Source organism: Mariprofundus erugo (assembly GCF_005818865.1).
Classification (GTDB): Bacteria; Pseudomonadota; Zetaproteobacteria; order Mariprofundales; family Mariprofundaceae; genus Mariprofundus; species Mariprofundus erugo.
Map to the genome: position 1 here is coordinate 63,344 of NZ_VBRY01000008.1, position 13,603 is coordinate 76,946.

The 13,603-nt window shown below is 55.3% G+C and carries 13 protein-coding genes; 2 read left to right on the plus strand and 11 right to left on the minus strand.

What is annotated here, in order from left to right; genetic code table 11:
* Positions 1–4 precede the first annotated feature (4 nt).
* The 11 genes from fliR to FEF65_RS09330 all read right to left on the minus strand — a co-directional run bounded on the left by fliR (position 5) and on the right by FEF65_RS09330 (position 9,397).
* Positions 5–787, minus strand: a complete 783-nt coding sequence (gene fliR, locus FEF65_RS09280) for a flagellar biosynthetic protein FliR (protein ID WP_138239535.1) — start codon at positions 785–787, stop codon at positions 5–7.
* Between the two features lie 5 nt (positions 788–792).
* The gene (gene fliQ / locus FEF65_RS09285) at positions 793–1,062 is read right to left on the minus strand and encodes a flagellar biosynthesis protein FliQ (protein ID WP_138239616.1); all 270 of its coding nucleotides are present in this window, start codon (positions 1,060–1,062) and stop codon (positions 793–795) included.
* A 78-nt stretch (positions 1,063–1,140) separates the two neighbouring features.
* Positions 1,141–4,101, minus strand: a complete 2,961-nt coding sequence (locus FEF65_RS09290; protein WP_138239536.1) for a hybrid sensor histidine kinase/response regulator — start codon at positions 4,099–4,101, stop codon at positions 1,141–1,143.
* Positions 4,102–4,208: 107 nt separating this feature from the next.
* On the minus strand, positions 4,209–4,967 hold the full coding sequence (gene fliP / locus FEF65_RS09295; RefSeq protein WP_238701311.1) for a flagellar type III secretion system pore protein FliP: 759 nt from the start codon (positions 4,965–4,967) through the stop codon (positions 4,209–4,211).
* Complete coding sequence (locus FEF65_RS09300; RefSeq protein ID WP_138239537.1) at positions 4,967–5,269, minus strand: FliO/MopB family protein; 303 nt, start codon at positions 5,267–5,269, stop codon at positions 4,967–4,969. Before FEF65_RS09300 ends, fliP begins: the two co-directional genes overlap by 1 nt.
* Before the next feature lie 6 nt (positions 5,270–5,275).
* On the minus strand, positions 5,276–5,572 hold the full coding sequence (locus tag FEF65_RS09305) for a FliM/FliN family flagellar motor switch protein (RefSeq protein WP_138239538.1): 297 nt from the start codon (positions 5,570–5,572) through the stop codon (positions 5,276–5,278).
* A gap of 2 nt (positions 5,573–5,574) precedes the next feature.
* Positions 5,575–6,561: a flagellar motor switch protein FliM gene (locus FEF65_RS09310; RefSeq protein WP_138239539.1), complete on the minus strand. Its 987-nt coding sequence runs from the start codon at positions 6,559–6,561 to the stop codon at positions 5,575–5,577.
* A 14-nt stretch (positions 6,562–6,575) separates the two neighbouring features.
* Entirely contained in the window at positions 6,576–7,091 is a 516-nt protein-coding gene (locus FEF65_RS09315; protein ID WP_138239540.1) for a flagellar basal body-associated FliL family protein, read from the minus strand.
* A gap of 57 nt (positions 7,092–7,148) precedes the next feature.
* On the minus strand, positions 7,149–7,847 hold the full coding sequence (locus FEF65_RS09320; RefSeq protein WP_138239541.1) for an OmpA/MotB family protein: 699 nt from the start codon (positions 7,845–7,847) through the stop codon (positions 7,149–7,151).
* Positions 7,847–8,623 carry an OmpA family protein gene (locus FEF65_RS09325; protein WP_138239542.1) on the minus strand — a complete coding sequence of 259 codons (777 nt, stop codon included), beginning with the start codon at positions 8,621–8,623 and terminating at the stop codon, positions 7,847–7,849. The genes FEF65_RS09320 and FEF65_RS09325 overlap by 1 nt, the downstream gene beginning before the upstream one ends.
* Before the next feature lie 15 nt (positions 8,624–8,638).
* Positions 8,639–9,397: a motility protein A gene (locus FEF65_RS09330; protein WP_138239543.1), complete on the minus strand. Its 759-nt coding sequence runs from the start codon at positions 9,395–9,397 to the stop codon at positions 8,639–8,641.
* A 169-nt stretch (positions 9,398–9,566) separates the two neighbouring features.
* Here FEF65_RS09330 and FEF65_RS09335 point away from each other — a divergent pair, with 169 nt between their 5' ends.
* Entirely contained in the window at positions 9,567–12,152 is a 2,586-nt protein-coding gene (locus FEF65_RS09335) for a hybrid sensor histidine kinase/response regulator (protein ID WP_138239544.1), read from the plus strand.
* 1 nt (position 12,153) lies between these two features.
* Positions 12,154–12,978, plus strand: coding sequence for a substrate-binding domain-containing protein (locus FEF65_RS09340; protein WP_138239545.1), 825 nt, complete (start codon positions 12,154–12,156; stop codon positions 12,976–12,978).
* The last annotated feature ends 625 nt before the right edge of the window (positions 12,979–13,603 follow it).

A 13,603-nucleotide genomic window follows, 5' to 3' on the forward strand; every position in this document is an offset into this window, starting at 1 on the left:
CTGTTTAGCCTCCGCTCAGATGGCGCAGGAACAGCGGCACGTTGGCGGGCAGGGTTGAGAAGGCATCGCTGACCAGATAGACAAAGGAGGGCATGCCCATGGCAAAGACCAGCAGGCCGAGCCCGACCGTCAGCGGAAAGCTGACGAAAAACACCTGAATCTGCGGTACGGCACGGGAGAGCAGGCCGAGTGCAACATAGATCAGGGTGAGAAGAAGCATGATCGGGGCGGATATTTTAAGGGCCAGCACAAACATGGTGGCGGCAGCATCCGTCAGGGTCAGCAAGGCCGGAAAATGAAATGGCTGCTGGATCGGGAACAGTGTGAACGAGTCGATCAGGGTGACAATAAAGATATGGTGTGCTCCGGCCGAGATCCACAACAGCATGGCCAGGGTCACGGCCAGCTGTGATATGATCGATTGCTGGGAGCGGGTGACAGGATCGAACACATTGGCCACGGTCATACCCATCTGGAAGCTCATCAGCTGGCCGGCAAACTGGATGCCGGCGAAGATCAGCTGGGCAAACAGGGCGATGGCAGCTGCGACCAGAATTTCATGGGTGGCAACCAGTACAAAGGCCAGCGGTTTGAGCGGGATGACTGCCACCTTGTCGGCGACCAGCGGGAATATCACGATGGTGAGCAGCACAATCAGACCGATCTTCACCGATGAGGGGACCAGCTGGTGGCCCAGAACCGGCAGCATCATGACGGTTGCACTGACACGCAGCAGAATCAGCAGACCGATAATGATCTGATCGAGTTCCGGCCATGGTATATCCATTGCTGTTACCGGGTCAGCGTCGGAATCATTGCAAAGAGCTCACGGGTGAACGAGATCATCTGCTCGCTCATCCAGGGGGCGGCCAGGATCATGGCCACAAATACACAGACGATCTTGGGAACGAAGGTAAGGGTCATCTCCTGAATCTGGGTGACGGCCTGAAATAGCGAGATGGCGATGCCGACTACCAGGGCAACGCCGAGCATGGGCAGCGAGATCAACAGCACCAGTTTGAGGGCTTCACTGCCGATCTGTATGACGAAATCAGGACTCATGCCGTTGATCAGAGCAATCGACGTGCCAATGGCGGGACGTACTGTTTTCGGCCTGCTGTATCGCAGCAAGCCGGTAGATCAGCTGCTCAGGCTTTGGCGCATGGTCTGTTGCAGGCTTTCCGGGGTATAGGGTTTCTGGATAAAGGAGGCCAGCAAACCGCTGGGGAACTGATCATCTGTATCTTCACGCGTGTAACCGCTGGAGAGGATGACCCTGATATCCGGATTGATGCACAACAACTCGGCAAGACATGCCTTGCCATCCATTTTCGGCATCGTCATATCCAGCAGGACGGCAACAATCGCATGTTGTTGTGTGCGATAAATTTCAACGGCTTCCTCGCCGTTGTTGGCGGTGATGGTATCAAAGCCCATATCCTGCAGCATGATACTGGCCACATCGCGAATACTTTCCTCATCATCCACGACCAGAACGGTGCCATGAGCATGCCAGTGGTGATTGACTGTGCCGGCGGAGGGGAGGGCTTTTTTAGTGGTGGCGGGGATCAGAATCTTGAAGGTGGTACCGCGCCCCGGCTCACTGTAAACGCGGATGGTGCCATGATGGCCGCGCACAATACCCAGCATGGCACTCATGCCAAGCCCGCGGCCGGTAAACTTGGTGGTGAAGAATGGATCAAACATCTTTTCCATGGTGCTGCTGCTCATGCCGCAGCCGTTATCAGCGACCTCCATATAGACGTATTCGCCTTCACGCAGGGTTTCATGGGTCAGTGTGCGATCCAGGTAGGCCCGGTCCAGGTGCATGACACCGGTGGTGAAGCTGATCATGCCGTTTTTGCTGCCGATCGCCTCACTGGCGTTGGTGATCAGGTTCAGGATCACCTGCTGCATCTGGGCTGTGTCCGCCTCGATCAGGGGGATGGAATGGCTCAGGTCGTAGCGGAGGGTGACATTCTTATCGATCGACACCTCCATCAGGCGGGTCATTTCGGTGATCAGTTCACTCAGATTAATCGGTTTAACGATAAACTGTCCCTTGCCTGAATAGGCCAGCATCTGCCGGCACAGGTCAGCGGCCCGCTGGCTCGATTCCTCGATACGCAGGATAAACGGTTTGGCGGCGGATGCATCATCCAGGCTGCGTTCTGCCATGGCGGCATTGCCCATAATGGCAGTCAGCAGATTGTTGAAGTCGTGGGCGATGCCACCGGCAAGAATACCGAGACTCTCGAGCCGTTGCGTATGTTCAAGCTGCTGGCTGCGCCGGTGTTCGTCGGTGATATCCCGGTCAATACATACCTGATGGTGCAGGACTCCTGCCTCATCCATAACCGGCGAAACACGGCGTCCGATCAGACGGCCAGTATCCTTGAGCCGGATGTTGCCCTGCCAGTTGTTGCCATCACGGATGGTGGCAATGATATCACGGTAGGTCTCGTCTCCGACCTCGCCATTGCGTACACAGGCGGCAGGGGAGCCGAGCAGTTGCTCAAGCGGCAGCCGGTACATGCGAACGGCAGCCGGATTGGCAAACTCGATATGCCCTTCGGCATCCAGAATCATAATGCTCTCGTCACTGGCATGAATAGCCTGCTGCAGCAGCTGCAGCCGTGCCTCAGCCCGTTTGCGACGGGTAATATCACGGGCAACCCCCTGAACCGCCACCACGGTGCCATCGCGGGTGACCAGACTGGAGTTGACTTCGAGAACCCGTTTGTGTCCGTGCAGGTCGATCACGGTGAGCTCATAGACGGTGTTACCGCCCTGTTCACGTTTTTGCGTCATCATGCTGACTGCCTTTTCAGCATCCTCAGGTGCAATGATCTCGGAGATGTTTTTACCGATGATCCGGTCACCGAAATGACGCATACAGGCTGCATTGGCGGTGATGATCGTACCCTCAAGATCATGGGCGTAGACCATATCGGAGCTGTATTCGACAATGGCGGCAAGTTCAGCTTCATGATGCTGACTGCTCTCCAGCTGTTCTTTGCGCCGGTAATTTTCAATGGCGATGCTGGTCAGGCTGGCGACGCTTTCAATCAGTTCAATATCACCTGCTGCGGGTGAACAGGGGGTGTGATAATACATGGCAAAGGTGCCCAGCACACGGCCATCCGCACTGCGAATCGGTTCAGACCAGCAGGCTTTCAGATCAAATGCCAGTGCACCATCCCGATAGTTGCTCCAGAGCGGATCAGACGCGATATCCTCGACAATAACCCGCTCATTGCGAAAGGCCGCCGTGCCACACGAACCCACCTCCGGACCGATCATGACGCCGTCAATGGCCTTGTTCCATGCGTTGGGCAGGCTGGGGGCGGCACCGGCATGCAGGTGTTTACCCGTCTCATCCAGCAGCAATATGGAGGCGAGCATGCCTTCGCGCTGTGCCTCAACCAGGTGAATGATGGTAGTCAGCAGTGCGGGCAGGGGATCACGATGGCTGGCGATGGCATTAAGAATCGCTCGCTGAAACTCCAGGTGTTGCTGTTGTCTCACCCGTTCGCGGATCTCTGTTTGCAGCTGTTCATTGTGGGCGGCGGTGATCCGCAACAGGGCCGTGCTGCGACGGGCAAACAGTGATAGCGCCAGCATATAAAGCAGGCAGATGATACCGAGGGTGATGAAGGTGCGGTCGTCACGGCTTAACAGCCAGGCGGCCACAGGGGTCAGGGATGTCAGCATGAAGGCATAGAAAAGCGGCATGCGACCGGCATAGGCATTGCTGCTGGTTGCAACGATTCCCACCAGCACAAGCAACAACAGGGTCTGCTGATGGCTGTCTATCGATGGCAGAAACAGTGGGGCCGAGAGCCCCCAGCCAAGTCCGGCGAGTGCCGTGAGCAACCATTGCAGGCGCCAGCGGATGGGGGACTGCCGACGAGGATAGAGCAGAACAAGACGAATGACCGCGATGGACAGCATCGCTCCCAGCCAGTACGACAAAGCCTGCTCAATCGGCCCGGACCACAGCGACACGGAAATCAGCACGGCGATCACCATGGAGATGATGATAGAGATGGTCATCTGGCGATCGATATCGCGATGAATGCGATCTGTTTGCTTGTCCATGCTATGGCTGATCCTCTATTCCCCGAAACAGAACGCTGTCATCCGGCCGGTGAATGTAGCGGTTTTTTTTGCCCTCTTCCAGCCGCTCGAGCCGGTGGGCTTTATTGTTAAAGCTTGAAGCTTGCAAGCAGGTTAGCGGTAATCAGGTGCCAGCCATCCACAAGTACAAACAGAATGATTTTCAGCGGCAGCGAAATCATCACCGGGGGGAGCATCATCATACCCATACTCATCAGCACACTGGCGACGATCAGGTCCAGTACGATAAAAGGAATATAGATCAGAAAGCCGATTTCGAACGCGGTACGCAGTTCGGAGATGACAAAGGCAGGGATCAGCACGTGCATCGGCATGTCCTCCGCCTTGGCTGGTTTGTCGATTTTCGCAGCGCTGAGAAAGAGTACAAGATCATCCTCGCGTGTCTGCTTGAGCATGAAGTCGCGCAAGGGGGCAATGGCCTTGTCATAGGCGACTGACTGGTTGATCTCCTCATTGAGATAGGGGGTCAGCGCTTCAGTGTCAATTTTTTGCCATACGGGCATCATGACAAACATGGTCAGAAACAGGGAGAGACCGATCAGTATCTGGTTCGGAGGCGCCTGTTGGGTGCCCAGTGCCTGCCGAAGGAAGGCAAAGACGATCAGGATACGCGTGAAAGAGGTCATCATGACCAGAATGGAGGGGGCCAGCGTCAGAATCGTCAGCATGGCAAGAATCTTCAGGCCTGTGAACCATGTATCCGGGTCTTCCCCGTCCCCCAGATTCAGTGACAGGGTCGGGATCGTGGCTGCGTCTGCCAGTTGTGGCATGAGCAACAACATCAGTGCTGCAACCAGCAGGGTATGACCGGGCATCCACGCTTTCATTATTGCTCCGGAGGAGCCGCGTACGGCTCACTCTTGTGGTTTATGGTATGATCCGCCCGCAGCTGGGCCACCCCGCCGGGGGAGAGTGCAAGCAGGTACTGCTGCCCCTGATGGGTGATTTCGACAATGCTGTTACGTTGATCGATATGGATCTTTCTTACGACCCGGAAGTCGCTGTTGTTGCTGATGCCCTGGCGCTCCTGAAAGCGGCGCATGCCCCATACCAGCAGGGCAAACAGGCCGAGTACAAAGGCCAGCCCCAGCAGGGACTGCATCAGCATGGCCAGCATTCCGCTTTGCATCATCGTTCAGGAAAGGGTGGTGATGCGTGCGGCAGGCGGCACGATTTCTGTAATACGGACACCCAGTTTGTCACCGGTGGAGACGACTTCGCCTTTGGCGAAAATACTGCCGTTGGCGAGAATCTGTACCTCGGCATTGGCCTCCTTGTTCATCTCGATCACCATACCACGATTGAGTCTGGCAATGGTATGCAGCGGCAGCTTGACGCGACCGAGCTCCACACTGATTTCGAGAGGGACATGCATGATCGCTTCAAGATTTGCTTTTTGAGAGTGATCAGGTGCGCCTGTGTTGTTGCTCATAATTAGCCTCCGTGTTGAACGGGTTGAATGATTTCTGCTGCCAGTACGCCGTTTTTCTCGCCCGGTCTGGCCTCAAAAAGGGGAATATCCTCAATCCACAGCGAGCATGGATCGGTGGTGCGTGTACTCAGGGGCAAAAAATCACCCGGTTTCATGGCCAGAAAGGAGCCGATGTTGATCTGACAGCGGCCAAGCTCCAGTCGCAGCGATGCCTGCGTCAGTGACAGCCGGTCAAGCAGGTTACCGGTCCATTCATCGTCATTCTCCACGGTATCATCACTGACGGTGACCCGCAGAATATCCATCAGCGGCTCCAGAAACGGGCGGGGATAGTAAATGCCCATCTGGCCGGTGAGTTCATCGTTAAGTTTGATATCAAAGAAGGTGCTGAAACACTTTTCCATGGCACCGGTGACGGCCAGAAACTGGGGGTCGTAATCCAGACGTTCGAGGCTGAATTCAAGCGGATGAACCGGCCCCCACAGATCGGACAGTGTTTTGCTTATTTTGTCGCCGATACGGTTGGCCAGCTTCATCTCGACAGCCGAAAGCGTCTGCGGATTGCCGCTGGCTTCACCGTCGCCGCCGAGCATGGCGTCGACAAATGCAACGATCAGGGCTGTATCAAAACTGATCAGAATGCGTCCATAGCCCTCGGCTTCAAAGACAAAATAAACCTGCGGAGCATCGACGGAGATGATATCCCGGTAGAGCAGATTTTCCAGACTGCTGACCTGCACGCTGATGTCGCGCCGGAACAGCTCATCCCATTGCTCATCAAGCATTTCAACCAGACGCTCCTGCAGGTTAACGAACATCGGGTAGCGCTCGGGGCTTTCGTCATCGCGGCCATCAAACTGGAACGATTTGACATCGGCCGGCTGTATGATCGGCGGCAGCGTGGCAAAGATCGCCTCGGTCTGCTCACCGCTGTCAACCTCGGCCATCAGAGCGGCTATTTCTTCGGGGGCCAGGATCGGTTCACTCATGGATAGCTCCGGCTTTACTGGGAAACAAAGTCCGTAAAGTACAGGTTCTTGATCGGTTTGCCGCCGACAATGCGGTTAAGCCGATAAACCATGTCCTCTTTCAGCGCATATTTTCCCTGTGGTGTACGGATCTCTGCAAAGGTCTTGCTGGCCAGCATGGTGATGATCAGGTCATTGATTTTGACCATATTTTCGGTGACCTTGGTCTTGGCCTCCTCGCTGCGTACCTCAAGCTTGATCTTGGTGCGCAGAAAACGGCTTTCATCCGTATCAGCCAGGTTGACCGTGATGTTATCGATATCGATCATGATTGGTGGCCCGGCATTCTCTTCTTCGGCCTCGGGCAGAGCCGTCTCCTCGGTCTGGGTGACCGGTTTTTTATCGGCATCTGCAGCCGGCTGCTCCATGCTCATCAGCTTCCAGGCAATAAATCCGCCGACAGCCAGTACCAGAACCAGCAGAGCCAGATTGATGATCGGCAGCAGTCCGCCGGATGATTTACCTTTTTCTTCTTTTGCATCTTCAGCCATCAGATCATCTCCTTATCAGTCATATCGCTCTTGCGTGCAGGCCTGATTATTTTTGTATTACTCATACACCATGATCTCCACCCGTCTGTTTTTGCTGCGTCCGAACGGAGTAACTTCGGTTGAAATCGGTTGGGATGGACCATAGCCGGCCAGTGACAGGCGGGAAGGACTGACGCCTTCATCTTCGAGTACATGCAAGACTGATGCCGCTCTTGCCAGTGACAGCGTCCACGGGTCATCGAAAGGGCTGTTCTCAAGATCGATATCGTTGCTGGTATGACCAAGTACACGGATCTGGCCGGGTGACATGGCCAGCATTTGAGCCAGTTTCTTCAGTGTTTCAATATTGTCCTGCTTGAGTTGTGCACTGCCCGGGTCAAACAGAATGGAGTCGGGGATGCGCAGGTAGAGTCGGTCATTGATAATGACGCCATTCACCTTGTGCTCCAGGGCGCTGTTTTTCAAGATCGCCCGGCTGTTCTGCCGCATGGCCAGCATCAGCTCGCGCGGTGTGGCCAGTCGCTGCATCTCGAACGGGGGTACAATCTGTATTTCGGTCTTGTCGCCGGAGTTGAGCACCGAGACCGCTTTGCGGAAGGATGACTCGATATCGGAAAGGCCGGTTTTATCCATGGTCGACATCGAAATGATCAGGATGAAGAAGGTCAGCATCAGGCTGACCAGATCGGCAAATGTGGTCATCCATGCTTCGGTGTTCGGCAGGTATTCAACCGGCCATTTTTTCTTTTTGGCCATTACAGCTGCCTCGGTTGCGACACAGCCGAGCGGTGCAGCTTCTGGATTGGACCGCGTTGTTCACTGTCACTGGCCTTGTCGGTCACAGGGCGGAATTTCAGTGTAATATCAACCCGTCGGGAGAGTTCGGGGTGATCCTTGACCGGATGGCGGTCGCCCATGCCGGCAGCAATCATTCGCCCTTCCGGGACGCCGCGCTCGGCCAGCGCATGAAATACACTCATTGCCCGTGCTGCTGAAAGCTCCCAGTTTGATGCGTAGATACTGCCTTTGGTCGGTGATGCATCGGTATGTCCCTCTATCTGAATTTCGATAATTTCAGGTCGTTGAAAGCTGATCGCCAGCTTGTCGATAAACACCAGTGCTTTCGGCGAGAGGTCGACATGGCCACTGGCAAAGGCGATATGTTCAGGAAAGCGAATGCGTACAGTATCCTGATCAAGGGGGAGTACTTCGACCGCGTTGCCTTCACCAAGCTCTTTGGACATCTCTGTCAATTCCTTGGCGGTCCGCTTCGGGGCTGTTGAGCCATCGACAATGGAACGGGTCGGGAGTGCCGGGCCGTTGCCGTTGACGAGATTGGCACCGCGCGGAAGCGGGTTGAAGGTACCGGCGAGTGAGCCGATGGCGGCCAGACGTTTTTCTTCCACGATGACGGCATAAGAGGTCAGCAGAATGAAAAATGCCAGCATCTGCATCATCAGTTCGAGAAACAGCGCCGCTCCCGGATCATTCGGAAACGGGACAGGGGCCGGTTTCTTTTCGCGCTTGGCCATATCAACCGGTCCGTTTTACTCGAATGAGGACTTGCGCTCTTTCGGAGGCAGATAGCCGAGCAGCTTCTGTTCCATAATGCGCGGGTTTTCGCCGACAACCAGAGACTGAATGCCGACAAGAATAATCTCGTGGATCAGCAGCTCCTCCTTGCTGCGTGTTTTCAGCTTGCCTGCCATGGGAAGACAGAGAATGTTGGCAATCAGGGCACCATAAAAAGTGGTAAGCAGGGCGATCGACATCGATGGGCCGATCGAGGAGGGGTCGGACATATTCTGCAGCATCAGTACCAGACCGACCAGTGTACCGATCATGCCCATGGATGGCGCATAGGTGCCAAGTGAGGTGAACATGTCGGCACCACGTGAGTGACGCTCGGCAATTTTGTCCATTTCCATATAGAGAATCTCTTCAATGACATTCGGTTCCTGCCCGTCAATGGCCATCTGTAACCCTTTGGCCATGAAGGCATTGTCGATATTTTTTACCTCGCTCTCCAGGGCCAGGATGCCATCCTTGCGCACCGTTTGTGCCAGCTCCACCAGTTTGGCGATTACATCTGCACCGGTGTCCACCTTGTACATGAATGTCTTGAGTGCCACCCCGATCACGCCCAGCGCATTCTTCAGCGGGTAACCGACCAGCAATACACCGACCGTGCCGCCGACCACGATCATCAGTGACGGAGGATCGATAAAGCTTGATATGCCGCTGCCAATGGCAAATATCACCAGACCAAATGCAACGATAATGCCGAGCAGTGTTGCTATATCCACGGCTGCCTCCCGATGTGTTCCAAAAATAGCTGCCCGCGCCGGGCCCTTTAGGGACAGGGTAAGCAAGAAGTGTGCTAGCTACATGCCGGTCATTGCATGCCCTGTATTTGCCATACGATGCTCTTTTCGGTTATGGTTTTCAAATTGAAGGTCGTCAGGGAGGGGATAGATGCCATTTCGGCAGATGCATGCGCGTTTTTCTGACTATCTCGGCAATTTCGTTGTCCTCCTTTTCCTGTTGTTCGCACTCCTTGTTTCCTGGCTGAGTCTGAATCAGATCCGTAAATATGAAATGCAATCGGTTGTGGCATCACTGCATGCTGTCAATTTTTCGACGGCTGATCGTTTGCGTCAGCAGAGTGAGCGGATGGTGGCTGAAAGTGCCTCGCTGACAGACAATGAGCCGCTGCACGGGTTGATGCTGGCCTGTCTGCAGGCGGATGCGGATGAGATGACCCGTTTTGCACTGCGCCAGCAACTGGCCTCATGGCTTGTGGCCCATGGCTTCAGTGATTTTTATATCGTAAATCCTGACGGGCATATTGCAGCCGGAATGCGTCAGTCCGATCAGGGCAAGGTGGTATCGGCGGAATTGTCTCATAAGGTGACCGAGGTGTTGCATGGTGAAGCGCTGCTGACCCATCCGCTGCCTGAAGGCAGGGATGTGCGCATGTGGTTGCTGACGCCGCTGTACGATCAGGCAGGTAAGTCAGTCGGAGTATTTGCACTGGTACTTGGAGAGGAACGCCATTTTGCCCAGGTGGCTCGTCTTGGTCGTTATGGCAGTACGGTGGAGACCTATCTGGTAGACAGGCAGGGGTGGCTGCTGACTCCCAGCCGATTTGAGGATGAGCTGATTGCCGGCGGGCAGTTAAAGCCGGGCCACAGCAGTGTACTGGCCGTGCGGGCGATGCAGCCACACACAGATGAGCCGACGTTTGCTGTGGCACATATGCTGGATGCCCGGGAAGGGATGAATGCCGAAGGTTATATCGGTTATCGCGGCGGGCTGGTGGCCGGGGTGTGGCAGTGGGATCGGCTGCATGATGCGGCGATTATCACCGAGATTGATATGGGCGAAGCTCTGGGCAGTTATCAGCGTACGCGTAATCTGTTGCTGCTGTTGCTGGGCGGGTTGCTGGTGTCCGGCGGGCTGGTTGCCCGCAGCTATGCCGGCTACCGGCGCAGGCTGGAGCGGCAGGATAATGAGCTGCGTAATCTGTTGCTGGAATCAACGGCCGAAGCAATCTTCGGGCTTGATCTTGCCGGGCGCTGTACCTTTGCCAATCAATCCTGTCTGCGCATGCTCGGATATGAGAGTGCTGGTGAGTTGATGGGGCGCAACATGCATCTGTTGTTGCATCACTCCCATGCCGATGGCTCCCCCTATGATGAGCAGCTATGCAAAATCTCTCTCTCCTATCGCAACAAGACACGCATGCATTGCCGGGAAGAGGTCTTCTGGCGGCGTGATGGCAGCAGTTTCCCTGTCGAGTACTGGTCTCACCCCATGTTTGATGAGTCCGGGCATGTGGTGGGTTGTGTGGTCACCTTTCTTGATATCACCGAGTTGCGCAAGGCTGAAGAGCAGCGCAATCGCATAGAGAAGCAGATTCAACATACCCAGCGACTGGAGAGTATGGGTGTTCTGGCCGGTGGTATCGCTCATGATTTCAATAACATCCTTTCTGCCATTCTCGGCAATGCGGCACTGGCCAGTCGCAAGGTGATCAGTGACCCGCTGGATGCGCGCGAAAAGCTGGAGAAGGTGGTGCAAAGCTGTGACCGTGCCTCGGTGCTGTGTCGGCAGATGCTGGCCTACTCGGGTAAAGGGAAGTTTGTCGTGCGGCAGCTGAATCTCTCTGCCATGGTGGAAGAGGTGACCCATCTGCTTGAGGTGTCGCTCGACAAGGGGGTGGTGATTAAATATTCGCTCGCGGATCCGCTGCCCCTGATCGAGGCGGATGAAGCACAGATGCAGCAGGTGGTGATGAATCTGGTGACCAATGCCAATGAGGCGATCGCTGGCAGAAGTGGTGTGATTTCGATTACAACCGGAGTGATGCATGCCGACCTCCGCTATCTGATGGATTGCTATGGCGACAATCCGGTGGCCGGGCGCTTTGCCTATGTCGAGGTCAGTGATGCCGGCTGCGGTATGGATGCAGCGACGCAGCAGCGGATCTTTGATCCGTTTTTTACCACCAAATTTACAGGTCGCGGTCTGGGTATGAGTGCGGTGCTGGGCATTGTGCGGGGGCATCACGGGGCTTTGAAGCTCTACTCCGAGCCCGGTAAGGGGACCACTTTCAAGCTTCTGTTGCCGGTCTGTGAGCAGGCAGAGTCGAGTCAGGAGGCCGCGATCGAGCGGGTATCGCCCTGGCAGGGTTCGGGGCTGGTAATGGTGGTCGACGATGAGGAGACGGTGCGGGAAACAGCTGTGATGCTGCTTGAGGATATGGGGTTCACCACCCTTGCCGCCGCCGACGGGATGGAGGCTCTGGAGCTGTTCCGTGCCCGGGGACAGGAGATCAGGGCTGTACTGATGGATCTGACGATGCCGCGCATGGGGGGCGAGGAGTGTTTTCGCGAGTTGCGACGTATCAACCCGGATGTTCGGGTTGTGTTGACCAGTGGTTATAACGAGCAGGATGCGATTCAAACCTTTACCGGCAAGCGGCTGGCCGGTTTTATCCAGAAACCTGTGTCACCTGATCGCCTGCGCAAGGCGATGCATGAGGCGGTTGGAGGGTGAGATGCGCAGGTTGATGTTGTTCCTGCTGCTGGCTGGCTTTGTGGTGCCGGCTCAGGCGGAGATTGTCGAGGTGGCCGGCTCCACCACGGTCAGGGCAATGATGGAGCCGGCAGCCGATGCCTGGCATCAGCTGCACCCGGATGTGGTGGTTACCGTGCGTGGCGGTGGCTCAAGTGCCGGTTTTTCATCGGTGCTGGATGGGCGGGCGCAGATCGGCATGATGTCGCGCGAGCTGGAGCCGGAAGAGTTGTCCTTGCTGCAACAGGCAGGCATGGTGCAGGTGCGGATCGGTTTTGATGCGGTGGCTGTGGTTGTTTCCGAGCCGCTTTATCTTAGAGGTGGCATTGCCGCACTGAAGAAGGAGGAGATTGCTGCGATTTATCGCGGTGATATTCGCAACTGGCTGCAGCTTGACGGTCCGGACCGGCCGATTCTGGTGATTGATAAAGAGAAGGAACGAGGTACCCGCCAGGTATTTGCCGGTTATATCCTTGATAGTACCCATGGTGACAGTCTGCCTGAGGCGGTTGTGGTGGGTCCCAACCATGATATGAAAACGCTGCTGCAGGCCAGTGATCAGGCCATTGGCTTTCTGCCGTTCGGTGAGACAGGGGATCACCTGCATGCACTCAGGGTGATCGATGGCGGGCATCATTATGTTGCCGATACCGGCAGTGTCCGTGATGGCAGTTATCCGCTCAGTCGATCATTGTATGTGCTGCATAAAAAAGATGCGCCGGCCTATGTGCAGGAATTTGTCGAGTTTTTATGTTCACCGCACGGGCAGGCGATTCTGCGCAATAGCGGTTATGTGCCACTGCAGTGAGACGGCTTGAAAAGATGAGTGGGTGCCGCTTCATTCCCCCTTATAAGATTTGCCGAACAGAGTGATTCTCTACAGAAACAAGCTGCGGATGCAGCGACTGTAGTGAATCGCTCGTATGAGGGAATCCGCAGGACAAAAATATCGGGGGCGGCTTTCTTTCGCCCCTTTCTTTACCGATAAAGAAAGGGGCTACTCTGCTTTAGAGAGATGTTGATGTGTTGCCAGGCATCAGTCCGCAAAGGTTGGATGTGCGTTTTTTCCTTTGCCTGCAAATCAAACGCCTGCGTGTCTGATTTGACGCGCTGCATCCAGCACTCACCGGGCGGTGGCAAAACCGCTTCATTCCCCCTTATAGATTTGCCGAGCAGAGTGATTCACTACAGAAGCAAGCTGCGGATGCAGCGACTGTAGTGAATCACTCGTATGAGGGAATCCGCAGGACAAAAATATCGGGGGCGGCTTTCTTTCACCCCTTTCTTTACCGATAAAGAAAGGGGGCTGCTCTGCTTTGGCAGAGTAGTCGTATCGCTTTAAAAGCGATCTTGTCGCTGACAGGGCATTAAAAACCTGCTTCAGTCTATTACCCGCTCATGCGCGATGAAGCAAAAAAAAGGGGCGCGGATGC

Bases quoted from the DNA above. Each gene is read 5' to 3' on its own strand.
- fliR (WP_138239535.1), bottom strand. From the start codon at position 787: ATGGATATACCATGGCCGGAACTCGATCAGATCATTATCGGTCTGCTG.
- fliQ (WP_138239616.1), bottom strand. From the start codon at position 1,062: ATGAGTCCTGATTTCGTCATACAGATCGGCAGTGAAGCCCTCAAACTG.
- FEF65_RS09290 (WP_138239536.1), bottom strand. From the start codon at position 4,101: ATGGACAAGCAAACAGATCGCATTCATCGCGATATCGATCGCCAGATG.
- fliP (WP_238701311.1), bottom strand. From the start codon at position 4,967: ATGAAAGCGTGGATGCCCGGTCATACCCTGCTGGTTGCAGCACTGATG.
- FEF65_RS09300 (WP_138239537.1), bottom strand. From the start codon at position 5,269: ATGCAAAGCGGAATGCTGGCCATGCTGATGCAGTCCCTGCTGGGGCTG.
- FEF65_RS09305 (WP_138239538.1), bottom strand. From the start codon at position 5,572: ATGAGCAACAACACAGGCGCACCTGATCACTCTCAAAAAGCAAATCTT.
- FEF65_RS09310 (WP_138239539.1), bottom strand. From the start codon at position 6,561: ATGAGTGAACCGATCCTGGCCCCCGAAGAAATAGCCGCTCTGATGGCC.
- FEF65_RS09315 (WP_138239540.1), bottom strand. From the start codon at position 7,091: ATGGCTGAAGATGCAAAAGAAGAAAAAGGTAAATCATCCGGCGGACTG.
- FEF65_RS09320 (WP_138239541.1), bottom strand. From the start codon at position 7,847: ATGGCCAAAAAGAAAAAATGGCCGGTTGAATACCTGCCGAACACCGAA.
- FEF65_RS09325 (WP_138239542.1), bottom strand. From the start codon at position 8,623: ATGGCCAAGCGCGAAAAGAAACCGGCCCCTGTCCCGTTTCCGAATGAT.
- FEF65_RS09335 (WP_138239544.1), top strand. From the start codon at position 9,567: ATGCCATTTCGGCAGATGCATGCGCGTTTTTCTGACTATCTCGGCAAT.
- FEF65_RS09340 (WP_138239545.1), top strand. From the start codon at position 12,154: ATGCGCAGGTTGATGTTGTTCCTGCTGCTGGCTGGCTTTGTGGTGCCG.